Source organism: Pseudomonas sp. FR229a (genome assembly GCF_030209115.1).
Taxonomy (GTDB): Bacteria; Pseudomonadota; Gammaproteobacteria; order Pseudomonadales; family Pseudomonadaceae; genus Aquipseudomonas; species Aquipseudomonas moraviensis_A.
On the sequence record NZ_JARVSP010000002.1, the window covers coordinates 289,955 to 313,198 of the forward strand.

General features: G+C 60.4%; 25 protein-coding genes and 1 pseudogene. 8 read left to right on the top strand and 18 right to left on the bottom strand.

The window, feature by feature from the left end; translation table 11 throughout:
* Window positions 1-52 precede the first annotated feature (52 nt).
* The 4 genes from QRN33_RS02645 to QRN33_RS02660 all read left to right on the top strand — a co-directional run bounded on the left by QRN33_RS02645 (window position 53) and on the right by QRN33_RS02660 (window position 3,698).
* Window positions 53-391 carry a YbaB/EbfC family nucleoid-associated protein gene (locus tag QRN33_RS02645; RefSeq protein WP_003223337.1) on the top strand — a complete coding sequence of 113 codons (339 nt, stop codon included), beginning with the start codon at window positions 53-55 and terminating at the stop codon, window positions 389-391.
* A gap of 262 nt (window positions 392-653) precedes the next feature.
* Window positions 654-1,688, top strand: a complete 1,035-nt coding sequence (gene curA, locus QRN33_RS02650) for an NADPH-dependent curcumin/dihydrocurcumin reductase (RefSeq protein ID WP_285406725.1) — start codon at window positions 654-656, stop codon at window positions 1,686-1,688.
* Between the two features lie 66 nt (window positions 1,689-1,754).
* The gene (recR, locus tag QRN33_RS02655; RefSeq protein ID WP_285406727.1) at window positions 1,755-2,357 is read left to right on the top strand and encodes a recombination mediator RecR; all 603 of its coding nucleotides are present in this window, start codon (window positions 1,755-1,757) and stop codon (window positions 2,355-2,357) included.
* A 192-nt stretch (window positions 2,358-2,549) separates the two neighbouring features.
* A complete protein-coding gene (locus tag QRN33_RS02660; protein ID WP_285406729.1) occupies window positions 2,550-3,698 on the top strand; it encodes an acyl-CoA dehydrogenase family protein in 1,149 nt (382 codons plus the stop codon).
* Window positions 3,699-3,788: 90 nt separating this feature from the next.
* Here QRN33_RS02660 and QRN33_RS02665 read toward each other — a convergent pair whose 3' ends face one another.
* Together QRN33_RS02665 and fnr are read right to left on the bottom strand one after the other, a co-directional pair.
* Window positions 3,789-4,337, bottom strand: coding sequence for an adenine phosphoribosyltransferase (locus QRN33_RS02665; protein WP_007918333.1), 549 nt, complete (start codon window positions 4,335-4,337; stop codon window positions 3,789-3,791).
* A gap of 75 nt (window positions 4,338-4,412) precedes the next feature.
* A complete protein-coding gene (fnr, locus tag QRN33_RS02670) occupies window positions 4,413-5,147 on the bottom strand; it encodes a fumarate/nitrate reduction transcriptional regulator Fnr (RefSeq protein ID WP_016773865.1) in 735 nt (244 codons plus the stop codon).
* A gap of 154 nt (window positions 5,148-5,301) precedes the next feature.
* On the opposite strand from fnr, the gene QRN33_RS02675 reads away from it, so the two are divergent.
* Entirely contained in the window at window positions 5,302-5,784 is a 483-nt protein-coding gene (locus QRN33_RS02675; protein WP_064363872.1) for a hypothetical protein, read from the top strand.
* On the opposite strand, the gene hemN is transcribed toward QRN33_RS02675, so the two are convergent.
* The 7 genes from hemN to QRN33_RS02710 all read right to left on the bottom strand — a co-directional run bounded on the left by hemN (window position 5,781) and on the right by QRN33_RS02710 (window position 13,125).
* On the bottom strand, window positions 5,781-7,163 hold the full coding sequence (gene hemN / locus QRN33_RS02680) for an oxygen-independent coproporphyrinogen III oxidase (RefSeq protein ID WP_285406736.1): 1,383 nt from the start codon (window positions 7,161-7,163) through the stop codon (window positions 5,781-5,783). The genes QRN33_RS02675 and hemN overlap by 4 nt on opposite strands.
* A 169-nt stretch (window positions 7,164-7,332) precedes the next feature.
* Window positions 7,333-8,016, bottom strand: coding sequence for a sulfite exporter TauE/SafE family protein (locus QRN33_RS02685; RefSeq protein WP_064363874.1), 684 nt, complete (start codon window positions 8,014-8,016; stop codon window positions 7,333-7,335).
* Window positions 8,009-8,221 carry a cbb3-type cytochrome oxidase assembly protein CcoS gene (gene ccoS / locus QRN33_RS02690; RefSeq protein ID WP_039763029.1) on the bottom strand — a complete coding sequence of 71 codons (213 nt, stop codon included), beginning with the start codon at window positions 8,219-8,221 and terminating at the stop codon, window positions 8,009-8,011. Before ccoS ends, QRN33_RS02685 begins: the two co-directional genes overlap by 8 nt.
* 23 nt (window positions 8,222-8,244) lie before the next feature.
* On the bottom strand, window positions 8,245-10,695 hold the full coding sequence (locus QRN33_RS02695; protein ID WP_285406739.1) for a heavy metal translocating P-type ATPase: 2,451 nt from the start codon (window positions 10,693-10,695) through the stop codon (window positions 8,245-8,247).
* 213 nt (window positions 10,696-10,908) lie between these two features.
* A complete protein-coding gene (locus tag QRN33_RS02700) occupies window positions 10,909-11,448 on the bottom strand; it encodes a FixH family protein (protein ID WP_123418679.1) in 540 nt (179 codons plus the stop codon).
* A 13-nt stretch (window positions 11,449-11,461) separates the two neighbouring features.
* Window positions 11,462-12,877: a cytochrome c oxidase accessory protein CcoG gene (gene ccoG, locus QRN33_RS02705; RefSeq protein WP_042608416.1), complete on the bottom strand. Its 1,416-nt coding sequence runs from the start codon at window positions 12,875-12,877 to the stop codon at window positions 11,462-11,464.
* Window positions 12,877-13,125, bottom strand: coding sequence for a hypothetical protein (locus QRN33_RS02710; protein ID WP_133247414.1), 249 nt, complete (start codon window positions 13,123-13,125; stop codon window positions 12,877-12,879). Before QRN33_RS02710 ends, ccoG begins: the two co-directional genes overlap by 1 nt.
* Window positions 13,126-13,373: 248 nt before the next feature.
* Here QRN33_RS02710 and QRN33_RS02715 point away from each other — a divergent pair, with 248 nt between their 5' ends.
* Window positions 13,374-14,378 carry a metallophosphoesterase family protein gene (locus tag QRN33_RS02715; RefSeq protein WP_285406744.1) on the top strand — a complete coding sequence of 335 codons (1,005 nt, stop codon included), beginning with the start codon at window positions 13,374-13,376 and terminating at the stop codon, window positions 14,376-14,378.
* Here QRN33_RS02715 and QRN33_RS02720 read toward each other — a convergent pair.
* The 5 genes and pseudogenes from QRN33_RS02720 to ccoN (QRN33_RS02740) form a co-directional block, all read right to left on the bottom strand.
* Window positions 14,375-14,599: pseudogene (locus tag QRN33_RS02720) on the bottom strand (type II toxin-antitoxin system Phd/YefM family antitoxin); the annotation flags it as partial. The gene QRN33_RS02715 and the pseudogene QRN33_RS02720 sit on opposite strands and share 4 nt — an antisense overlap.
* Before the next feature lie 89 nt (window positions 14,600-14,688).
* Window positions 14,689-15,672, bottom strand: coding sequence for a cytochrome-c oxidase, cbb3-type subunit III (gene ccoP / locus QRN33_RS02725; protein WP_042608414.1), 984 nt, complete (start codon window positions 15,670-15,672; stop codon window positions 14,689-14,691).
* Window positions 15,669-15,854, bottom strand: a complete 186-nt coding sequence (locus QRN33_RS02730) for a CcoQ/FixQ family Cbb3-type cytochrome c oxidase assembly chaperone (protein WP_016775513.1) — start codon at window positions 15,852-15,854, stop codon at window positions 15,669-15,671. Before QRN33_RS02730 ends, ccoP (QRN33_RS02725) begins: the two co-directional genes overlap by 4 nt.
* A gap of 5 nt (window positions 15,855-15,859) precedes the next feature.
* On the bottom strand, window positions 15,860-16,468 hold the full coding sequence (gene ccoO, locus QRN33_RS02735) for a cytochrome-c oxidase, cbb3-type subunit II (protein WP_042608413.1): 609 nt from the start codon (window positions 16,466-16,468) through the stop codon (window positions 15,860-15,862).
* On the bottom strand, window positions 16,468-17,910 hold the full coding sequence (gene ccoN / locus QRN33_RS02740; protein WP_042608412.1) for a cytochrome-c oxidase, cbb3-type subunit I: 1,443 nt from the start codon (window positions 17,908-17,910) through the stop codon (window positions 16,468-16,470). Before ccoN (QRN33_RS02740) ends, ccoO (QRN33_RS02735) begins: the two co-directional genes overlap by 1 nt.
* Before the next feature lie 198 nt (window positions 17,911-18,108).
* Between ccoN (QRN33_RS02740) and QRN33_RS02745 the strand changes: the two genes are divergently transcribed.
* The gene (locus QRN33_RS02745) at window positions 18,109-18,243 is read left to right on the top strand and encodes a hypothetical protein (RefSeq protein WP_285406748.1); all 135 of its coding nucleotides are present in this window, start codon (window positions 18,109-18,111) and stop codon (window positions 18,241-18,243) included.
* Between the two features lie 147 nt (window positions 18,244-18,390).
* Here the strand turns inward: QRN33_RS02745 and ccoP (QRN33_RS02750) are convergent, their stop codons facing one another.
* The 4 genes from ccoP (QRN33_RS02750) to ccoN (QRN33_RS02765) are packed head-to-tail and all read right to left on the bottom strand — an operon-like array spanning window position 18,391 to window position 21,587.
* Window positions 18,391-19,344, bottom strand: coding sequence for a cytochrome-c oxidase, cbb3-type subunit III (gene ccoP / locus QRN33_RS02750; RefSeq protein WP_285406750.1), 954 nt, complete (start codon window positions 19,342-19,344; stop codon window positions 18,391-18,393).
* A complete protein-coding gene (locus QRN33_RS02755) occupies window positions 19,341-19,538 on the bottom strand; it encodes a cbb3-type cytochrome oxidase subunit 3 (RefSeq protein ID WP_083354334.1) in 198 nt (65 codons plus the stop codon). Before QRN33_RS02755 ends, ccoP (QRN33_RS02750) begins: the two co-directional genes overlap by 4 nt.
* A 5-nt stretch (window positions 19,539-19,543) precedes the next feature.
* Complete coding sequence (ccoO, locus tag QRN33_RS02760; RefSeq protein ID WP_003223389.1) at window positions 19,544-20,152, bottom strand: cytochrome-c oxidase, cbb3-type subunit II; 609 nt, start codon at window positions 20,150-20,152, stop codon at window positions 19,544-19,546.
* A gap of 10 nt (window positions 20,153-20,162) precedes the next feature.
* On the bottom strand, window positions 20,163-21,587 hold the full coding sequence (gene ccoN / locus QRN33_RS02765) for a cytochrome-c oxidase, cbb3-type subunit I (protein ID WP_042608409.1): 1,425 nt from the start codon (window positions 21,585-21,587) through the stop codon (window positions 20,163-20,165).
* A 92-nt stretch (window positions 21,588-21,679) separates the two neighbouring features.
* Between ccoN (QRN33_RS02765) and QRN33_RS02770 the strand changes: the two genes are divergently transcribed.
* Window positions 21,680-22,360, top strand: coding sequence for an alpha/beta family hydrolase (locus QRN33_RS02770; protein ID WP_285406752.1), 681 nt, complete (start codon window positions 21,680-21,682; stop codon window positions 22,358-22,360).
* The last annotated feature ends 884 nt before the right edge of the window (window positions 22,361-23,244 follow it).

Genomic DNA, 23,244 nt, shown 5'->3' on the forward strand with positions numbered 1-23,244 from the left:
CGGCCGCGATGGCCGGGCGCTGTTTTATCCAAGTACGTTTGAGGTGATTCCCATGATGAAAGGTGGCATGGCCGGCCTGATGAAGCAGGCGCAGCAGATGCAGGAAAAAATGGCCAAGATGCAGGAAGAACTGGCCAACGCCGAAGTCACCGGCAAGGCCGGCGGCGACATGGTCACCGTGGTGATGACCGGTCGTCACGACGTCAAGAGCGTGAGCATCGACCCGAGCCTGGTTGAAGGCCTGAGCGAAGACGACAAAGAGATGCTGGAAGCCGTGGTCGCCGCCGCCGTCAACGACGCCGTGCGCAAGATCGAAGCCAACAGCCAGGAAAAAATGGGCAGCATGACCGCCGGCATGAACCTGCCAGCGGGTATGAAACTGCCGTTCTGATTCGCCACTGCGCGGCAGATGAGCTACACAAAATGCCAGGCATCGCGCCTGGCATTTTTGTTTCTGCATGATGGGCATGTGCCGGCAGGACTGGCGCTTTCGCGAGCAGGCTCGCTCCCACACTTGGAAATGCAATCCCTGTGGGAGCGAGCCTGCTCGCGAAGGGCGCGCCTCGGTCAAAACTGAAGAAACATCGAACACACCACCGCTACCAAGGTCTGCTCCCTATACACCGAATTCCCCATTCACAGGAGACGCTGACATGTCCGACCCTCTCACCCTCAACCAACGCTTCGTCCTTGCCTCGCGCCCGACCGGTGCGCCGACTCCGGAAAACTTCCGTCTCGAGCGCGAGGCTTTGCCGGATCTGCAGGATGGTCAGGTCTTGCTGAAAACCCTGTACCTGTCGCTCGATCCGTACATGCGCGGACGCATGAGCGACGCACCGTCCTACGCCGCACCCGTGCAGATCGGCGAAGTCATGACCGGTGGCGCGGTCAGCCGGGTCGAGCAATCCAATCATCCAAAATTCCACTCCGGCGATCTGGTAGTGGGTGCGACTGGCTGGCAGAGCCACAGCATCAGCGACGGCCGCAACATCATGCCGATTCCTGCCGGTCTGCCGAGTCCGTCGATGGCTCTCGGGGTGCTGGGCATGCCGGGCATGACCGCGTACATGGGGCTGATGGACATCGGTCAGCCGAAAGAAGGCGAAACCCTCGTGGTGGCCGCTGCGTCCGGCGCCGTCGGCTCGGTGGTCGGGCAAGTGGCGAAGATCAAAGGCCTGCGTGCAGTTGGCGTGGCTGGCGGGGCCGAGAAGTGCAAATACGTGGTCGAGGAGTTGGGTTTTGATGCCTGCATCGACCACAAGGCCGACGACTTCGCCGAGCAACTGGCCAAGGCCTGCCCCAACGGCATCGACATCTACTACGAGAATGTCGGCGGCCATGTATTCGACGCGGTCGTGCCATTGCTCAACCCCAAGGCGCGCATCCCGTTGTGCGGTCTGATCGCCGGCTACAACGCCGCCGAGGCACCCACCGGCCCGGATCGCCTGCCCATGCTGCAACGCACGCTATTGACCAAGCGTGTGCGCATTCAGGGCTTTATCGTCTTCGATGACTACGGTGATCGTCAGCCGGAATTCATCAGCCACATGGTGCCGTGGGTACGCGACGGCAAGGTGAAATTCCGCGAGGACGTGGTCGAAGGCCTGGAGCAGGCGCCCGAGGCGTTCATCGGTCTGCTGGAAGGGCGCAACTTCGGCAAACTGGTGGTCCGGGTCGCCCAAGACTGAGGATTTGACGCTGGCCAGAGGCGCGGGTATAAACCGCGTCTCGTTGTTTAGTCGGACTGTTTACCCATGAGCTTCAGCCCTTTGATTCGCCAACTGATCGACGCCCTGCGCACCTTGCCGGGCGTGGGTCAGAAAACCGCTCAGCGCATGGCGTTGCAGTTGCTCGAACGTGATCGCAGCGGTGGCATTCGTCTGGCGCAGGCCTTGAGCCAGGCCATGGAAGGCGTTGGCCACTGCCGCCAGTGCCGCACGCTGACCGAAGACGATCTGTGCCCGCAATGCGCCGACCCGCGCCGTGATGACACGCTGCTCTGCGTGGTCGAAGGGCCGATGGATGTCTATGCGGTGGAGCAGACCGGATTCCGTGGCCGCTATTTTGTTCTCAAGGGGCATTTGTCGCCGCTTGATGGTCTGGGGCCGGAAGCGATCGGCATACCGCAGTTGATGGCGCGGATTGAAGAGGCGGGGACGTTTACCGAAGTCATTCTCGCCACCAACCCGACGGTCGAAGGCGAGGCCACCGCCCATTACATCGCGCAGTTGTTGCAGAACAAAGGCCTGATCGCCTCGCGGATTGCCCACGGCGTACCGCTGGGCGGTGAGCTGGAGCTGGTTGATGGCGGCACGCTGGCGCATTCGTTTGCCGGGCGCAAACCGATTTCCCTCTGATTATGCGGTGTCTGTTTTGACGCCTTCGCGAGCAGGCTCGCTCCCACATTGGTTTTGTGTCGTTTACAAATCCCCTGTGGGAGCGAGCCTGCTCGCGAATGGCGCGGCGCGGCCTATCTGATTCACACAATTTCATTGAAAACCAAGCAAGCGCTCGGTTAACGTCGGCGAACCCTTCCGTGGAGCTCGCCCATGCCTGCCTTTCAGGAATACTTCGACCCCAGTCACCAATTGGTCCGTGACAGCGTCAGACGTTTCGTCGAACGCGAGATCCTGCCGGACATCGATCAGTGGGAAGAAGCCGAAAGCTTTCCTCGCGAGCTTTACCTCAAGGCCGGAGCGGCGGGCATTCTCGGTATTGGTTATCCCGAAGCGCTCGGCGGTAGCCATGAAGGCGATCTGTTCGCCAAGGTCGCCGCCAGTGAGGAGTTGATGCGCTGCGGCTCTGGCGGCCTGGTCGCGGGCCTTGGCTCGCTGGATATCGGTCTGCCGCCGATCGTCAAATGGGCGCGGCCAGAAGTTCGCGAGCGGGTCGTGCCACTGGTCCTCAGCGGCGAAAAGATCAGCGCCTTGGCGGTCACCGAGCCCGGTGGCGGCTCCGACGTCGCCAACCTGCAAACACGCGCCGTGCGCGACGGCGATTGCTACCGGGTCAGTGGCAGCAAAACCTTTATCACCAGCGGCGTGCGCGCGGATTTCTACACCGTCGCGGTGCGCACCGGTGCGCCGGGGTTTGGCGGCATCAGTTTGTTGCTGATCGAGAAGGGCACGCCAGGTTTCAGCGTCGGTCGGCAACTGAAGAAAATGGGTTGGTGGGCGTCGGATACCGCTGAATTGTTCTTCGACGATTGCCGCGTGCCTGTAGGCAATCTGATCGGCGCAGAGAACATGGGCTTCGCCTGCATCATGGGCAATTTTCAGAGCGAAAGGCTGGCGCTGGCGCTGATGGCCAACATGACCGCGCAATTGGCGCTGGAGGAGAGCCTGAAGTGGGCGCGCGAGCGTGAAGCGTTCGGCAAACCCATCGGCAAGTTTCAGGTGATCAAGCATCGCCTCGCCGAAATGGCCACGGCGCTGGAAGTGTCGCGGGAGTTCACTTACCGGCAAGCGGCGAAGATGGCGGCAGGGCAGAGTGTGATCAAGGAAATTTCCATGGCGAAAAACTTCGCCACCGACACCTCGGACCGGATTACGACGGAGGCGGTGCAGATTCTTGGCGGGCTCGGTTATATGCGCGAAAGCCTGGTGGAGCGGCTGTACCGGGATAATCGCATCCTGTCGATTGGTGGCGGGACGCGGGAGGTGATGAATGAAATCATCAGCAAGCAGATGGGGCTTTAAAGTCAAAAGATCGCAGCCTTCGGCAGCTCCTACAGGGAAACGCACATCCCAATGTAGGAGCTGCCGAAGGCTGCGATCTTTTGCTCTTGATTATTTATCAGTCAACGCAAACTGCGTCAGGCAGAAAGTCGGGATGCCCATATCCTCAAGACGCTGCGAACCTTGCAGCTCCGGCAAATCAATGATCGCCGCAGCCTCATGCACCCGTGCGCCCATGCGGCGAATCAGGTTGGCCGCCGCGATCAGCGTGCCGCCGGTGGCGATCAGGTCATCGAACATCACCACCGAATCGCCTTCGCACAGGCTGTCGGCGTGCACTTCCAGAAATGCTTCGCCGTATTCGGTCGCATAACCTTCGGCGAGCACGTCCGCCGGCAGTTTGCCTTGCTTGCGGAACAGCACCAGCGGTTTGTTCAACTGATAGGCCAATACCGAACCGATCAGGAAACCACGGGCGTCCATTGCGCCGATGTGGGTGAAGTCGGCTTCGACGTAGCGATGGGCAAAGCTGTCCATCACCAGGCGCAGGGCGGTCGGCGACTGGAACAACGGGGTGATGTCGCGAAAGATCACGCCCGGCTTGGGAAAGTCGATCACGGGGCGGATCAGGGATTTGATGTCGAAGGAGTCGAAGACCATCGGGGTGTCCTGGCAGGGCTGCAAACGGCGCAGTATACCCGCGGCTGAAACGATTCGCTCAACCGCGGGTCGTGATCAGCCTTCGATCGAACCGCCGGCCAGCGCGCACAGCTGGATCGGATCGAGAATGTGGATCTCCTTGCCCTCGGCGGCAATCAGCTCGTTCTGCTGGAAGCGCGTGAATACCCGCGACACGGTTTCCACCGCCAGACCCAGGTAATTGCCGATTTCATTGCGCGACATGCTCAGGCGGAACTGGTTGGCCGAGAAGCCGCGAGCGCGGAAGCGTGCCGACAGGTTGACCAGGAAGGTGGCGATGCGCTCGTCAGCGGTCTTCTTCGACAGTAGCAGCATCATTTGCTGGTCGTCGCGGATCTCGCGGCTCATCACTCGCATCAACTGGCGGCGCAGTTGCGGCAATTGCAGGGCCAGTTCGTCGAGGCGTTCGAAGGGGATTTCGCAGACCGAAGTGGTTTCCAGCGCCTGGGCTGACACCGGGTGTTTCTCGGTGTCCATGCCCGACAGTCCGACCAGTTCGCTCGGCAGATGGAAACCAGTCAGTTGCTCTTCGCCGGCATCGCTCAGGCTGAAGGTTTTCAGGGCGCCGGAGCGAACTGCATAAACCGAATCGAAGGTGTCGCCCTGGCGAAACAGAAACTCGCCTTTCTTCAGCGGGCGGCCGCGTTTAACGATTTCGTCCAGCGCATCCATGTCTTCCAGATTCAGAGAAAGTGGCAGGCAGAGCGGGGCCAGGCTGCAATCCTTGCAGTGGGCCTGGTTGTGAGCGCGCAGTTTGACTGGCTCGGACATTTCTTCAATCCTTGTGGGAAAACACACATAAGACGTAAGGGTAACCCACCCAAGGACATTCAGGCCAGCACGCGGCGATGTTGTCCCACAGACATAAAGCCGCAGCACCGGCGGCCGATAAACAGCTATCAGCATTCATCCACGGAAGGTTCCGATGACCGCCATTGGCACGCTAGGCCCCGGTAGCAGCGGCGTTGCTGCCGCGCCGGAGTTAAACAATACCGACGCTGCGAGCGACCGCGACGACGACCTGTCGATAACGGCAAGCCCGACCTTGGTCGAGGGCGTCAAAGTGTCGCTGTCCGGCGCGGCCATCGCCAAATCCGCCGCTGTCGGCGGCGAAAACAGCGACATCGACAACAGCGGCCTACCGGAGAACATCCAGCAATTGCTGAAGATGATCCGCAAAATCCAGAAAGAAATTATCGAAAAGAAAGCGCGCATGGCGGCGGTGATGTCCGACAAAACCCTCTCCAATGAAGAAAAGATCAACAAGCTCGCCGCATTGCGTGGAGCCATCGCCGCCCTCAACAGCGGCCTGATCACCGCCAACCTGGCTTTGTCGAAAGTGATGAACCAGTCGGCGCTGAGCCCTGATCAGAACCTCAAGGTCGGCTCGTTGCTGACCAAGCCTTAGATCACCCGCGAGAAACGCTGGCGGTTCTGCTGCTCAAGGTACGCATCGAAGACCATGCACACCGAGCGCACCAGCAATCGGCCCGCCGGCAACACCTCGATCCCGTCGCGATCAATCCTGATCAGGCCATCCTCGGCCATCCCCTGCAATTGCGGCCACAGCCCGCCGAAATAGCCCTGGAAGTCGACATTGAACTGCTGCTCGATTTCAGCGAATTCGAGTTTGAAATTACAGATCAGCTGCTGAATCACCGCGCGGCGCAAGCGATCGTCGGCGTTGCACATCAGGCCGCGACTGGTCGCCAGTTGCGCGCTGGCGAGGCTGTTCTGATAAGCAGCGAGGTCGCTGCTGTTCTGGCAGTACAAATCGCCAATCTGGCTGATCGCCGACACGCCCAGACCAATCAGATCGCAATGGCCGTGGGTGGTGTAACCCTGGAAATTGCGTTGCAGGGTCTGTTCCTCCTGGGCAATTGCCAGATCGTCATCGGGCAGGGCGAAGTGGTCCATGCCGATGTAGCGGTAACCGGCAGCGATCAGTTGTTCGATGGTGCGCTGCAGCATCTCCAGCTTGTGCGCCGGGCTGGGCAATTCGCTGCTGTTGATCCGCCGTTGCGGCATGAAGCGCTCCGGCAGATGCGCGTAGTTGAACACCGAGAGGCGATCCGGTTGCAGGCTTATCACTTCGTCGACGGTGCGGGCGAAATTGTCCGGGGTCTGCTTCGGCAGGCCGTAGATCAGATCGATGTTGATCGAGCGAAATTGCAGGGTCCGCGCCGCGTCGATCACCGCGCGGGTTTCCTCCAGACTTTGCAGGCGATTGACCGCGCGCTGCACCGCCGGATCAAGATCCTGCAGACCGATGCTGACCCGGTTGAAACCCAATTCGCGCAGCAGGCCCATGGTCGACCAGTCGGCCTCGCGCGGGTCGATTTCGATGCCGTAATCACCGGAGTCGTCATCGAGCAGATTGAAATGCTTGCGCAGGTGCGCCATCAGCTGGCGCAGTTCGTCGTGGCTGAGAAAGGTCGGCGTGCCGCCACCGAAATGCAGTTGCTCGACTTTTTGCGCCGGGTCGAGGTGGCAGGCGATCAACTGGATTTCCTGCTCGAGCCGTTGCAGATATGGCTGCGCGCGACCGCGATCCTTGGTGATGACCTTGTTGCAGGCGCAGTAGTAGCAAATGTTCGCGCAGAACGGCACATGCACGTACAGCGACAACGGCCGCTGGGCCTTGCGGCTGTCGCGCAGGGCGTGGAACAGGTCGAACGTGCCGACCTGCCCGTGAAATTGCACGGCAGTCGGGTACGAGGTGTAGCGTGGCCCCGCCAGATCGTAGCGGCGGATCAGATCAGAGTCCCAACGAATGGCGTCGAGCATGCGGGCATTCCCCCGGATAGGCTGGCAGTGTGGCGAGTCTATCGGGGTGCGGCGATGGGGCTGTTGATTTGCATCAACAGCACAAGGTCAAAAGATCGCAGCCTTCGGCAGCTCCTACCTTGGAATGCGACCTCCTGTAGGAGCTGCCGAAGGCTGCGATCTTTTGCTTTTAATGGCCCATGAGCCAATGCTGATGCGGGCCGGGCAATGTCCACAAACCAAACAGAATCACCAGCAAACCGCCGGCCATACGCACGCTGCGTTTGCGCAGGATCGCGGTGACCCGTTCAGCCGCCAGCCCGGTGGCGAGCAGCACCGGCCAGGTGCCGAGGCCAAACGCAAGCATCAACAGCGCACTGTCCAGCGCATTGCCCTGACTCGCGCTCCACAACAGCGTGCTGTAAACCAGTCCGCACGGCAGCCAGCCCCACAGCGCACCGAGCAGCAAGGCGCGCGGCAGGCTTGAAACCGGCAGCAAGCGGTTCGCCACCGGTTGAATGAAGCGCCACAAGCCACGCCCGAGCGCTTCGATACGGGTCAGCCCGCTCCACCAACCGGCCAGGTACAACCCCATGGAAATCAGCAGCAAGCCGGCCAGCACGCGCATGACCAGCGCCGCCGGGCTGTTGGCGACGGCCCAGCCGGCCAGGCCGATGAGCAATCCCGCCGTGGCGTAACTGAGAACCCGCCCGAGGTTGTAAGCCAGCAACAGGCGAAAGCGCCGGCTGCGCTGTTCCTTGGGGATCGCCAGGGTCAGCGCGCCCATCAGACCGCCGCACATGCCCAGACAATGGCCGCCACCGAGCAGGCCGAGGATCAGTGCCGAAACGAGCAGGGGCGCCAGTTCAAGCATGGGGTGGCGCCTTGTCGTCCGGTTTGCCGGCGTTGGCTTCATCCACCGCGGCGGTGTGGTTGGGGTCCTGATCGTCAAAGAGGATGCTGTGCGCCGGGCCGTCGAGGTCATCGTACTGACCGCTGTCCACCGCCCAGAAGAAGATGTACACGGCGATGGCGACGATCAGCAAGGCAGCGGGAATCATCACGTAGAGAGCTGGCATCGGTAACTCCAGGCCCGCGCGGCTCAGGCCGGCAGCGGGCGGGTGTGGGTCGGGCTGCTGGCGGCCGGCGCGCTCGGCAGGCGAGTCAGGCGCAGGGCGTTGAGCACCACGGTCAGCGAACTGATCGACATGCCGACCGCCGCCCACACCGGAGTGATCCAGCCGAGGGCGGCGAACGGCAACATGAGGCCATTGTACAGCGCCGCCCACAGCAGGTTTTCGATGATTACCCGGCGCGTACGTCGCGCCAGCGTGAAAGCTTGCACCAGGGCGCCGAGACGGTTGGACAGCAACACCGCATCGGCGCTGGTTTTTGCCAGATCGGTGGCCGAGCCCATCGCCACGCTGATGTCGGCCGCGGCCAGCACCGGCACGTCGTTGACGCCGTCGCCGAGCATCAGCACCTTGCGACCTTCCTTGTGCAGTTGCTGCAGCACTTGCAGTTTGTCATCGGGGCGCAAACCGCCGCGGGCCTCGTCGATACCCAGTTCAGCGGCGACACTGGCGACCATCGGCGAACTGTCGCCGGACAACAGCAAGGTGCGCCAGCCCCGCGCTTTGCAGGCCGCGAGCAGGGCGGGGGCGTCGTCACGCAGGCGATCATCGAGGACCAGCCACGCCAGCGGGCCGTGGGTGTCGGCGAGCAGCAGCCATTGCCCGGCCTCGTCGGGCATCGACGGCAGAGCCGCGCCGCTCAGGGCACAGGCGAACTGCGCCTGACCGATACGCAAGCGTCGTTCACCGACCACCCCTTCAAGGCCCAGTCCCGGGCTGCTGTGCACCTCTTCAGCGGCCAATGGTGCGCGGCCGAAAGCGCGGGCAATCGGGTGTTCCGAACGGTTTTCCAGCGCGGCGGCGAGGCTCAGGCATTGCTCGCTGTCGAGCGCGCCGAGCGGGCGAATCGAACGCAGTACCAAGCGCCCTTCGGTGAGCGTGCCGGTCTTGTCGAAGATTACCGTGTCGATCTGGTTCAGCCCTTCCAGGACGTGGCCGCGGGTCAGCAGCAGCCCGAGTTTGTGCAGCGTGCCGGTGGCGGCGGTGAGTGCAGTCGGAGTCGCCAGCGACAGCGCACACGGACAGGTCGCCACCAGCATGGCGAGGACGATCCAGAACGCCCGCGATGAATCCAGTTGCCACCACAGCAGGCCGATCGCTGCCGCGGCGATCAGCGACAACAGCAAAAACCATTGCGCGGCGCGGTCGGCGATTTCTGCCAGACGCGGCTTTTCCGCCTGAGCGCGATCGAGCAGGCGCACGATCGCGGAGAGCCGCGTGTCCTGCCCCAGCGCCTGCACTTCCACGGTCAATGCGCCTTCAACGTTGAGGGTACCGGCGGTGACCGCATCACCCAGCGCACGCGGTTGCGGCAGGTATTCGCCAGTCAGCAGCGATTCGTCGATGCTCGATTGGCCATCGATGATCTTGCCGTCCGCCGGCAGAATCGAGCCCGGCTGCACCAGAATCCGCTCGCCGAGACGCAGCTCGCTGAGCAGGATGCGTTCGCTATGGCCATCGCTATCCAGGCGCAGGCACGAGGCCGGCAACAGGTTGACCAGTTGCGCAGTGGCAGCGGCGGTGCGCTCGCGGGCGCGCCGTTCCAGATAACGCCCGGCGAGCAGAAACAGCGCGAACATGCCGACCGCATCGAAGTACAGCTCGCCGACCCCGGTGATCGACGTCCAGATCCCGGCGATGTAGGCGCTGCCGATCGCCAGCGACACCGAGACGTCCATGGTCAGGTGGCGGGTACGCAAATCGCGCATCGCCCCTTTGAAGAACGGCGCGCAGCTGTAGAACACGATCGGCGTGGTCAGAAACAGCGCGACCCAGCGCAGGATCGTGTGCAGCTCGGGGCTGAGGTCAATATTGAATTCCGGCCACGTGGCCATGGTCGCCATCATCGCCTGAAACCACAGCAGCCCGGCAACGCCGAGTTGGCGCAGGGCCAGGCGATTCTCGCTGGCCAGTTGTTCGCTGGCGCGATCGGCGTGATGGGGATGGGCGGCGTAACCGATGTGGCGCAGTTCAGCGAGGATCTGGCTCAGCGGCAGTTGAGCGTCTGCCCAGCGCACGTGCAGGCGATGGTTGGACAGGTTCAGCCGCGCTTCGGCGACGCCGGGCAGGGTGCGCAGGTGTTTCTCGATCAGCCAGCCGCAGGCGGCGCAACTGATGCCTTCCATCAACAAGGTGGTTTCGGCCAGATCGCCTTCGTGGCGGACGAAGGGTTGTTGCACGTCGGCGCGGTCGTACAGCGCCAGTTCATCGGTCAGTTGCACCGGCAGCGCTTCGGGATTGGCCGAGGCTTCGCTGCGATGCTGGTAATAACTTTCCAGCCCTCCGGCGACGATGGCCTCGGCCACCGCCTGACAGCCCGGGCAGCAGAACTCGCGGGCCTGCCCGAGGACGACGGCGGTGAAGCGGCTGCCGGACGGGACGGGCAGGGCGCAGTGGTAGCAGGCAAGTGGGGTGGTCATGGCATCGTTGAGGGTGTGAGCCCTGGCATTGGGTGTATCCGCTTGCCCTCACCCCAGCCCTCTCCCGGAGGGAGAGGGAGCCGATCGGTGTGAGCCGGAAAAGCGGCTTCAGTCGCCGACATTGTCACTGTCATACGCCACGCTTCCAAGCAGCCGAGATCAGCCCCCTCTCCCTCAGGGAGAGGGCTAGGGTGAGGGGCTCTAGACCTTGATTCACTTCTTCAGGTCTTCCGCGCCCTGCAATGGCTCATCACCCAGCAGCAGTTCCTTGTCATGGCTGACCAGTTCTTCTTCAAACATGCGCCACACGTGTTCATCCTGACTGCCGAGCAGCTCGACAAACCGACGCCCTTCGACCTTGTCACTCAGTTGGCCAATGTAGCGGCCGGTATCGCTGTCACTGCGGGTCAGCACGATCTTGCGATCCTTCTCCGGCTGGGTCGGCGAGATCAGGTTCAGTTCCAGGGTTTGCGGCTGGCTGTCTCCGCTCAGGCGCAGATTGACTTCGCCGGTCACGTCATCCAGATGCACCGCCGCACGCAGTTTCAGGGTTTGCGCCAGCAGTTCACGGTCCAGTGAGCGGTTGATGCCTTTGCCCGCTTCGTAATAGTTGTCGTTGACCAGATTGTCCGGGTTGTTCACCGCGATGGTCACCATGGACAGGGTCAAGGCCACCGAGCAGGCGAGGATGGCGATGATGATCCACGGCCAGAGGTGCTTGTACCAGGGACTTGCGGCGTTTGCAGCGGGCATGTTCAAAATTCTCTCAACGGATTTGTGGGCCGATGAATCGGCTCTTGGCTTCAACGTGGACGCTGTCGTCATCGGCATCCTTGAGGATGAATTTCACCTCGTTGGTGCTCGATGGCAGTTGTTCCGGTGCGCTCGACAATTCGACCGGCATGCTGACGATATCCCCGGCAGCCACCTTGATCTCGCGCTTGCCTTGCAGGCGCAGGTCCGGCAGGCCCTCGGCTTGCAGCAGGTAAGTGTGATCGCGCTGATCCTTGTTCATGATCTTCAGGCTGTAGACGTTCTCGATCCGCCCTTCGGCGTTTTCGCGGTACAGCACGCGGTCCTTGCTGACATCGAAACCGACCAGCGAGCGCATGAAGAACGCGGCGACCAACAGGCTGATCATCGCCAGCAGCACCACGGCGTAGCCGATCAGGCGCGGGCGCAGTTTATGGGTTTTCTGCCCGGAGAGGTTGTGTTCGGTGGTGTAGCTGATCAGCCCGCGCGGGTAATCCATCTTGTCCATGATGCTGTCGCAGGCGTCGATGCACGCGGCGCAGCCGATGCACTCGATCTGCAGGCCATCGCGGATGTCGATGCCGGTGGGGCAGACCTGCACGCACATCGTGCAGTCGATGCAATCGCCGAGGCCGAGAGCCTTGTAGTCGATGCCTTTCTTGCGTGGCCCACGGCTCTCGCCACGGCGTGGGTCGTAGGAAACGATCAGCGTGTCCTTGTCGAACATCACGCTCTGGAAACGCGCATACGGGCACATGTAGATGCACACCTGCTCACGCAACCAACCGGCGTTGCCGTACGTGGCGAGGGTGAAAAAACCGACCCAGAAATACGACCAGCCATCAGCCTGGCCGGTGAAAAATTCGATGACCAGTTCGCGGATCGGCGAAAAGTAACCGACAAAGGTCATGCCGGTGACAAAACCGATCAGCAGCCACAGCGAGTGCTTGGCCAGTTTGCGCAGGAATTTGTTGGCGCTCATCGGCGCCTTGTCGAGTTTGATGCGCTGGTTGCGGTCGCCTTCGGTGACCTTTTCGCACCACATGAAAATCCACGTCCACACGCTCTGCGGGCAGGTGTAACCGCACCAGACGCGTCCGGCGTAGACCGTGATGAAGAACAGGCCGAACGCGGCAATGATCAACAGGCCCGAGAGCAGAATGAAATCCTGTGGCCAGAAGGTGGCGCCGAAGATGAAGAACTTGCGCTCCGGCAGGTTCCACCACACCGCCTGGTGTCCGCCCCAGTTCAGCCACACCGTACCGAAGTACAGCAGAAACAACGCCGCACCGCCGAGCATCCGCAAATTGCGGAACAGGCCGGTGAAGGCGCGGGTGTAGATTTTTTCTCTTGAGGCATAAAGATCGACGCTGTTGTTCGCGTTCTTGTTCGGCGGCGTGACGTCGTGTACCGGAATCTGATTGCTCATCATTGCATCCCACGGCAGTGGAAAAATGCCCCGGTCGATACGTGCCAACCAAGGTCAAAAAGGGCTGTTGCAGTAGCGCGATGATACGCCTGCCGCTCTGGCTCAAGGGTGCGACCTTTAGTCGCGTTGGGTAAAAAATCCGAATGGTGTAGCGATTGCGGAAAAGCCTGACGCAGATCAATTGACTTGTTGAGTATGGACGGTTTTGCCGAAGCGGCTAGTTCATCTTTTTTCAATCGCTTGTTCACACCACAGCCGTTGATTTCGCAAGTTTGATTACAAGTAATCGGTGGGATTCTTTGACGGTGCCTGGCCCGGCACTAAGCGACAGGTTTCAGTTGATATGTATGTTGTATGTTGTAAGTTGTTTGGTCTGAAATATATTCACTTGATTGTTATTTGCAAGAGCTTTGAGGTTTTCGTTGTGTTCGAATAAGTTGGCTCCTCGCGAAGCATGTTTCGCGTTTAAATAATCAATCTAAATGGAATTTAATGTATGGTTTTTAATAATCTTGTGCGCATTTTTATAAGTGCTTGCTTGCTGGTTTTGGCTATTACCGCTCACGCGGCTACTGGCCTGCCCAAACACATGGTCTTTGCTTCGGATACCCAATATCCGTGGACAGACAAGACCGATAGCAGCGAACCGGAATCGGATTCGGAATTCAAGGAGCGCTCGAAATGGCTGGTTGAAAGCCAACTTGCGAGCATTGCCGAATTCAGAAACCAGCACGGCTCTCAAGCGCAGGTGCCTCTGATGATCAATGGCGATATCACTGCTTTTGGTCATGGCTGGCAGCGGTCTTATATGAAGGCGGCATTGAACAAGTATTTCGGTGGTGACTACTTGTACGGGCTGGGCAATCACGACTATGAAAATAATGTCGATGACTGTTTCAGTAACAGCTGTGCAGCAGGCAGCATCGTCGAGTTCAAAGAACATCATGAAGGTAAAGTCGATAACTTCGACCTGGAGATTACTGGCGGCTTTCTGAGCAAAACGTATTCCGGCAGTCTCGCCTATTCGAAAAATGTCGGCGAAGTGCATTTGGTCCAGCTCAATAACGAGCCGACCTACACCACACGGATTGCCCATGCGCTGAACCCGACGACATTCGAAATCAACGACGCACTGGACTGGCTTGAAAAAGATCTCAGGGTAGCGCGAGCTCAGGGCTATGCAATCATCATCAATATGCATAAGCCGCTGAGGCACAAAGGCAGCCCCGAGCAACTGAAGCGTTTCCGTGACATGGTCAACAAATACCAGGTGACGGCGATCTTTGCCGGCCATTTGCATACAGATGGCGGTGACGCCTACTGGCAGGGCAGTGTGCCGATGTACCTGAGCGGCAGTACGTCCCAGCAGACCTATCTGACTGCGAGCTTTACCGAGGATCGCAAGCAGTTGCAGATCTATCTGGTAGAGAACAACCAATGGCGTGAGCGGACTCTGATCGACACCACGCCAGTGCATTCGGTTTTTGCCCAACGCCCATGAAAAAGCCCCGCCGGTGATAGGGCGAATTCGATTTCAGCCGCATTCGGCATCGCCAGTAGCTCAGCGATGCTCGTCCGGCAGCCGGTCAGTTTCTGGTACTCCTCAATGCTGAGCAATACGTGGGCAGGCCTGCCTCGGTCAGTAATGATTACTGGACCTTGATGTGTGGCTTATTTGGCTGCACGGGTGTCCTGATTAAGCTCGCGGCTGGAAATGTCCATCGAGCAAACGTTTCGAATCATGAATGCCACCATGAAAAAAGGCCCCGCCAATCTGATTGGCGGGGCCTTTTATGTTTCAAACGCTGGACTTATTCAGCCTTTGCCTCCGGTGCTTTTTCACCGTGGGACAAGCTGTAGACATACGCCGCCAGCAGGTGAACCTTGTCATTGCCCTGCAGTTGTTCCTGCGCCGGCATCTGGCCCTGACGGCCGTAACGGATGGTCTGTTGCAGTTGCGCGAAGCTCGAGCCGTAGATGAATGCGCCCGGGTGGGTCAGGTCGGGCGCGCCCATGGCCGGGGTGCCTTTGCCGGCAGGGCCGTGGCAGGCCACGCAGTTGGCGGCGAAGAGTTTGCCGCCATTGGCCGGGTCGGCCTTGGTGCCTTCCGGCAGTTTGCGCCCGTCGAGGTTGGTCACCACGAAGGCCGCCACGTCGGCCACGCCTTGCTCGCCGATCACTTCCGCCCAGGCCGGCATCACCGCGTGGCGGCCGCCCATGATGGTGGTCTTGATGGTTTCCGGCTCGCCGCCCCAGCGCCAGTCGGCGTCGGTCAGGTTGGGGAAACCGTAGGCGCCCTTGGCGTCGGAACCGTGGCACACCGAGCAGTTGGAGGCGAACAGACGGCCACCCATCTTCAGTGCTTGCGGATCCTTGGCAACTTCTTCGATCGGCATCGCCGCGAACTTGGCGAAGATCGGACCGAAGCGAGCGTCGGAACGGGCCATTTCCTTTTCCCATTCGTGGACGCCGGTCCAGCCGGTCTGGCCATTGGCGAACGCGGTCTGCTTCTCGGTATCGAGATAGTTGTAGCCCGGCAGCAGACCTTTCCAGTTGCCCAGGCCGGGGTACAGCACCAGGTAACCCAGGGCGAACACGATGGTGCCGACGAACAGCATGAACCACCATTTCGGCAGCGGGTTGTCGTACTCCTCGATCCCGTCGAAGGAGTGGCCGACCGTCTCGTCCGTCTGTTCGCTGCGCTGGCCCTTGCGGGTCGACAGCAGCAGCCAGGTCAGTGCGAAGATCGTACCGAGACTGAGGACTGTGACGTACAGACTCCAGAATGTAGTCATTCTTTGTTACTCCTAGAAGCTTGCTCGACGTGCTTGATGGCTTCGGGATCATCTGCAAAAGGCAACATGGTCGCGTCGTCAAACTCCGACTTGCGCTTGGGGCTGAACACCCACAAGGCCAGACCGATGAAGGCCACCATCACGACAACGGTGCCCAGGCCTCGAATCATCCCGATATCCATCAGATTCACCGTTTGCTTTTGATGATGGTGCCCAGGCCTTGCAGGTAGGCCACCAGCGCGTCCATTTCGGTCTTGCCCTTCACGGCCTCCTGAGCACCGGCGATGTCTTCGTCGGTATAAGGCACGCCGAGGGTGCGCAACACTTCCATTTTCTTCGCGGTTTCCTTGCCGTCGAGCTTGTTTTCCACGAGGAACGGGTAAGCCGGCATTTTCGACTCGGGGACCACGTTGCGCGGGTTGTACAAGTGCGCACGCTGCCAGTCATCGGAGTAACGACCGCCCACACGGGCCAGGTCCGGACCGGTACGTTTGGAACCCCACAGGAACGGGTGGTCCCAGACGCTTTCACCGGCAACCGAATAGTGGCCATAGCGTTCGGTTTCAGCGCGGAACGGGCGGATCATCTGCGAGTGGCAGCCGACACAACCGTTGGCGATGTACACGTCGCGGCCTTCCAGCTCCAGCGCCGAGCGTGGCTTCATGCCCTCGACCGGCTTGTTGGTGACGTCCTGGAAGAACAGCGGAACAATTTGGGTCAGGCCACCGACGCTGACGGCGATGACCATGAAGAAGGCCAGCAGGCCAATATTCTTCTCGACAGCTTCATGCTTCATCAGTGAGCTCCAACGACGGCAATCTTGGCGGCGGCTTCGGCTTCAACCGGATCCGACGCACGAACGGTGCGGTACACGTTGTAAGCCATCAGCAGCATGCCGCTGGCAAAGAAAGCACCGCCCAGCGCACGGACGATGAAGCCCGGGTGGCTGGCCTGCAGCGCTTCGACGAACGAGTAGGTGAGGGTGCCGTCATCGTTGATTGCACGCCACATCAGGCCCTGGGTGATGCCGTTGACCCACATCGAGGCGATGTAGAGCACGGTGCCGATGGTCGCGAGCCAGAAGTGCGCGTTGATCAGCCCGATGCTGTGCATCTGCGCCCGGCCGAACAGTTTGGGGATCATGTGATAGATCGCGCCGATGGAAATCATCGCCACCCAGCCGAGTGCGCCGGCGTGTACGTGGCCGATGGTCCAGTCGGTGTAGTGCGAAAGCGAGTTGACGGTCTTGATCGCCATCATCGGCCCTTCGAAGGTCGACATGCCGTAGAACGCCAGCGATACCACCAGGAAGCGCAGGATCGGGTCGGTGCGCAATTTATGCCAGGCGCCCGACAGGGTCATCATGCCGTTGATCATGCCGCCCCAGCTCGGCGCCAGGAGAATGATCGACATCGCCATGCCCAGCGATTGTGCCCAGTCCGGCAGGGCGGTGTAGTGCAGGTGGTGCGGGCCGGCCCAGATGTACAGGGTGATCAGGGCCCAGAAGTGCACGATCGACAGGCGATAGGAATAGATCGGACGTTCGGCCTGTTTCGGCACGAAGTAGTACATCATCCCGAGGAAACCGGTGGTCAGGAAGAAACCCACCGCGTTGTGGCCGTACCACCACTGGATCATCGCGTCAGTGGCGCCGGAGTAGGCCGAATACGATTTGAACAGGCTGACCGGCAACGACATGTGGTTGACGATGTGCAGCATCGCGGTGACGACGATGAACGCGCCGTAGAACCAGTTGCCGACATAGATGTGCTTGGTCTTGCGCTTGGTGATGGTGCCGAAGAACACCAGACCGTAGGTGACCCAGACAATGGCCAGCAAAATGGCGATCGGCCATTCCAGTTCGGCGTATTCCTTGGTGGTGGTGTAACCCAGCGGCAAGGTAATGATGGCGCCGACGATGACCGCCTGCCAGCCCCAGAAGGTGAAGGCTGCGAGGCTGTCGGAAATCAGTCGCGTCTGGCAGGTTCGCTGCACGACATAGTAGGAGGTGGCAAACAGTGCACAACCGCCGAAGGCGAAAATCACCAGGTTTGTGTGCAACGGGCGCAGGCGTCCAAAGCTCGTCCACGGCAGACCGAAGTTCAATTCCGGCCAGACCAGTTGCGAGGCAATGAAGACACCGAGCCCCATGCCAAGGATCCCCCAGACCACCGTCATGATGGCGAACTGGCGGACTACCTTATAGTTATAAGCAGTCGGACTGATTGCTGTGCTCATTCTAAGGTTCCACGGTTTGGGTGTTTTATTAGGATTGGAATCGGCCGCAAGTATGCAGAGAGCAGGGGGTCATTGCAACGCGCCATGACCTGGGTCAATGCTTTCCAGCGCTGATTCTGCGGCCTTTCCATGCGCCGTGTAGGGTCAAAACGGCCCCTGTCAAAATGTCGCTGTGAGTGAAAAAAACGCGGAGTTCGGATGGCCATCGACGGCGTCTTTTTCGACGTCATGATCGGGGGACGAAAGGCATTCGGCGCAACAGCCGTTATCTACCTGCCCTTGCGGCGAATCCGTCAGCCGTTTCAGCGGCCGCATCGCCCGGGAGTGATCTGAAACTGTCACGCACCAATCCGCTCTCGAACAAGCGTAGACCTGAATCAGGCGAACCGAAAGGTGAGGTGGGAAGGGGTGCGACAATGCGTCGCAATGGGGCGGGAAACTGCCGCAACGAAAAAGTCGCGGCAGTTGTGTACGCAGGTTTTATTTCTTTATGTCTTCAATTGCCAGGTTTTCTGTATTCAACCTGTGACTCAGGCTGTACACGTAAGCGGCCAGCAATTGCACCTTATCGTTGCCCAGCAACTCACTCTGCGCCGGCATGTGTCCTTGGCGGCCATGGCGAATGGTCTGTTCCAGCTGGGTCAGGCTGGTGCCGTAGATGAAGCCGGCCGGATGGGTAAGATTCGGTGCGCCCATCGCGGGGGTGCCTTGGCCAGTTGCGCCGTGGCACGCCACGCAAGTGGTGCTGAACGCTTGCTGCCCGGCTTGCAGATCCGCCTTGCTGTCGGCGGGTAGCGGCAGGCCGGCCAACTCGTGGCGCACGTAGGCTGCGACGTTTTTCACCCCGGCTTCACCGAGCACTTCGCCCCAGGCCGGCATCGCCGCCATCCGTCCGCCCAGGATGGTGGTCTTGATCGTCTCGGCCTCGCCGCCCCAGCGCCAGTCGCTGTCGGCAAGGTTAGGAAAGCCGAATGCGCCCTTGGCATCCGAGCCGTGGCACACCGAGCAGTTGGAGGCGAACAAGCGACCGCCCATTTTCAGCGCCTGCGGATCTTTGGCCACTTCTTCCACGGGCATGGCAGCGAATTTGGCGAAGATCGGCCCGAACCGGGCGTCCGCCTTGTTCATCTCCTTTTCCCACTCGTGCACGCCGGTCCAGCCATCCTCGTAACCGGGCAGGATGCCTTTCCAGTTGCCCAGGCCCGGATACAGAATCAGATAGCCCACCGAGAACACCAGCGTGCCGGCGAACAGCATGAACCACCACTGCGGCAGCGGATTGTCGTATTCCTCGATGCCGTCAAAGCTGTGGCCCATGGTCTGGTCGACGCTGCCCTTGGTCTCGCCCCGGCGGGTGCCGATCAGCAGCCACGTCAGGCCGATCAGGCTGCCAATGGTCAGTACGCAGATCCACGTACTCCAGAAGGTGGTCATGGCCGGGTACTCCTTGTTTCAGGTGCTTGGGTAGTGTCAGGTTGCGGTTCATCGGCGAACGGCAGCAGACGTGCTTCGGCAAACTCCGGGGTGCGCTTGCGGTTGAACACCCAAAGCGTCAAACCAACGAAGGCGACGAACACCACGACCGTGCCGAGGCCGCGGATCAGGCCTGCACTCATCTCAAAGATCATCATGCTCACCTCTTGCTCTTGATCGCAGTGCCGAGCACTTGCAGATAGGAAACGAGGGCGTCCATTTCAGTCTTGCCCTTGAGGCTGGCGACCGCGCCGCTGATGTCGTCGTCGGTGTACGGCACGCCGAGGGTGCGCATGGTTTTCAGCTTGGTTTCGGTGTGGCTGCTGTCGACGGCCTGGGTGACCAGCCATGGATAAGCCGGCATCTTAGATTCCGGCACGACGTTGCGCGGGTTGTACAAGTGCGCGCGGTGCCAGTCATCCGAGTAGCGCGCGCCAACCCGGGCGAGGTCCGGCCCGGTACGTTTCGAGCCCCACAGGAACGGATGATCCCAGACGCTTTCGCCCGCTACCGAGTAGTGCCCGTAACGCTCGGTTTCGGCGCGGAACGGGCGGATCATCTGCGAATGGCAACCGACGCAGCCTTCGCGGATATAGATGTCGCGGCCTTCCAGTTGCAGCGCGGTGTAGGGCTTCATGCCCTCCACCGGTTTGTTGGTGACGTCCTGGAAGAACAGCGGGACGATCTGGGTCAGGCCGCCGATGCTCACGGCGAACACCATCAGCAGCATCAGCAGGCCGACGTTCTTTTCAATGGTTTCATGTTTCATGGCGGACTCCTCAGGCCATCTGCGCGGCAGCGACGACTTCGGCAGGCTGCGAGGCCCGCACGGTGCGCCAGGTGTTGTAAGCCATCAGCAACATGCCGCTGAGGAAAATCGCCCCACCGATCAGGCGCACGACAAAGCCCGGATGGCTGGCCACCAGGGTTTCGACGAAGGAATACGTCAGCGTGCCGTCCTCGTTGACCGCGCGCCACATCAGGCCCTGGGCGATGCCGTTGACCCACATCGAGGCGATGTAGAGCACGGTGCCGATGGTCGCGAGCCAGAAATGCGCGTTGATCAGGCCGACGCTGTGCATCTGCGTCTTGCCGAAGATTTTCGGGATCATGTGGTACAGCGCGCCGATGGAGATCATCGCCACCCAGCCGAGCGCGCCGGCGTGAACGTGGCCGATAGTCCAGTCGGTGTAGTGGGAGAGGGCGTTGACGGTCTTGATCGCCATCATCGGCCCTTCGAAGGTCGACATGCCGTAGAACGCGAGCGACACCACGAGGAAGCGCAGGATCGGGTCGCTGCGCAACTTATGCCAGGCGCCCGAGAGGGTCATCATGCCGTTGATCATGCCGCCCCAGCTCGGTGCCAGCAGAATCAGTGACATCACCATGCCCAGCGACTGCGCCCAGTCCGGCAATGCGGTGTAGTGCAAGTGGTGCGGGCCGGCCCAGATGTACAGGGTGATCAAGGCCCAGAAGTGCACGATCGACAGGCGATACGAGTACACCGGACGCTCGGCCTGTTTCGGCACGAAGTAATACATCATGCCGAGGAAGCCGGCGGTGAGGAAAAAGCCCACAGCGTTATGGCCGTACCACCATTGCACCATCGCGTCGGTGGCACCGGCGTAAACCGAATAGGACTTGGTGAAACTCACCGGCAACTCAAGATTGTTGACGATGTGCAGAATCGCCACGGTGATGATGAACGCGCCGAAGAACCAATTGCCGACATAGATGTGTTTGGTCTTGCGCTGCATGATCGTGCCGAAGAACACAATGGCGTAGGCGACCCAGACGATGGTGATGAGGATGTCGATCGGCCATTCCAGCTCGGCGTATTCCTTGGAACTGGTGTAACCCAGCGGCAGGCTGATCGCCGCCAGCAGGATCACCAGTTGCCAGCCCCAGAAGCAGAACGCGGCGATTTTCGGCGCGAACAATTGCGTCTGGCAGGTGCGTTGCACCGAGTAGAAAGAGCTGGCGAACAGCGCGCAGCCACCGAAAGCGAAGATCACGGCGTTGGTGTGCAGCGGGCGCAGACGGCCGAAACTGGTCCAGGGCAGATTGAAGTTGAGTTCCGGCCAGACCAATTGCGCCGCGAGAAAAACCCCGAGGCCCATGCCGACGATGCCCCACACCACCGTCATAATGGCGAATTGGCGGACCACCTTGTAGTTGTAGGCGGTACTGATAGAAGTGTTCATGGTTCCCCATCCACGGTTCAGCCGAAGTGAGCGCGCGCAAACGGCGCGAATCCTTCGCCTGGAGTTATAGGCAGACTAAAAGCGAGGCAAGCATGGACAAACAGCACAAGGCCAGTATTGACGGGGATCAATGGGCGCAGTGTGTGCGTGATCGTGGGTGGCTGTGGGATGCCGCTGTTGGTGAGGCTTCGGCAACGCTGATTCTGGCGCACGGGGCGGGGGCGCCGATGGATAGTGACTGGATGAATGACATGGCTGGGCGCCTGGCGGGGCTTGGGGTGAATGTGTTGCGGTTTGAGTTTCCGTATATGGCGCAGCGGCGGGTGGATGGGGTGAAGCGGCCGCCGAATCCTGCTGGCAAGCTGCAGGAATGTTGGCGGGAGGTGTTTGCGGTGGTGCGGCGTCATGTCGCTGGGCCGTTGGCGATTGGCGGCAAGTCGATGGGCGGGCGGATGGCGAGTCTGGTGGCGGATGAGTTGGGGGCTGATGGGTTGGTGTGTCTGGGCTATCCGTTTTATGCGGTGGGCAAACCGGAGAAGCCTCGGGTTGAGCATTTGGCTGGTTTGAAGACGCGGACGTTGATTGTGCAGGGGGAGCGGGATGCTTTGGGTAATCGTGAAGCTGTCGAGGCTTACACTTTGTCACCGAGTATTGAGGTGATGTGGCTGGCGGCGGGGGATCATGATTTGAAGCCGCTCAAGGCTTCTGGCTTTACGCATTCCGATCATTTGGCGGGTGCTGCGCAGAAGGTGGCTGAATTTCTTCGTGACTGATTTTGAGCCGGGCCGGGATTTTGCGTTGCATGAAGATCTGCTCCCTTTCCCCCTCGCCCCCTTGGGGGCGGTCCGACGTTTCGGGAGGGCTGGGGTGAGGGGGATCGATTTCAGCTACGACATATTTTTTGGGTACATATCCGTTGCTGCGGTAACGGCCACTTAGGGGTCCGCCCTTACGGCGGGTCACTTTTTCCAAACGCCGAAAAAGTAACCAAAAAGGCTTGCTCCTACGTACGGCCCGCTCGCTAAAGCTCGGGGTTCCTTCGCTCCGGGATCGATCCGGGCGCAGCGTCTCCGGTTTGCTTCGCTGCACCTACTCCCGCTGTGTTTGGCTGCGCCAAACGGTCGCTGCGCTCCCACGCCCGGATCAATCCCTCCACTCAGCCTTCCGAAGTCGCCCGTGGATCAAGATCAAAAGCAGGCGAGCTGACACTCGGCCTATTGAGTGGTGAAGAGCCAAGCGGTGTTCGGCTGTTAATTTGTGTTGTGACTGCCCCTCACCCCGGCCCTCTCCCGAGGGAGAGGGAGCCGATTTGTGAGCTTTTCAAAGCCTGAGTTCAACGCGAAATCGCACGTCGGCGTAGCTCTCCCAAACACCTCGGTCAGTCCCCTCTCCCTACGGGAGAGGGCTAGGGTGAGGGGCTTTTGATCTGTTTCAGAATCTGGGTTCGACTCGGTATTTCACGTCGGCGTACCTCTCCCAAACACCGCGATCAGTCCCCTCTCCCTCTGGGAGAGGGCTAGGGTGAGGGGCTTTTGATCTGTTTCAGAATCTGGGTTCGACTCGGTATTTCACGTCGGCGTACCTCTCCCAAACACCGCGATCTGTTCTGGTCAAACGATACTGGACACGGTTATAGGGTTTAGGTCATTTCTCATGC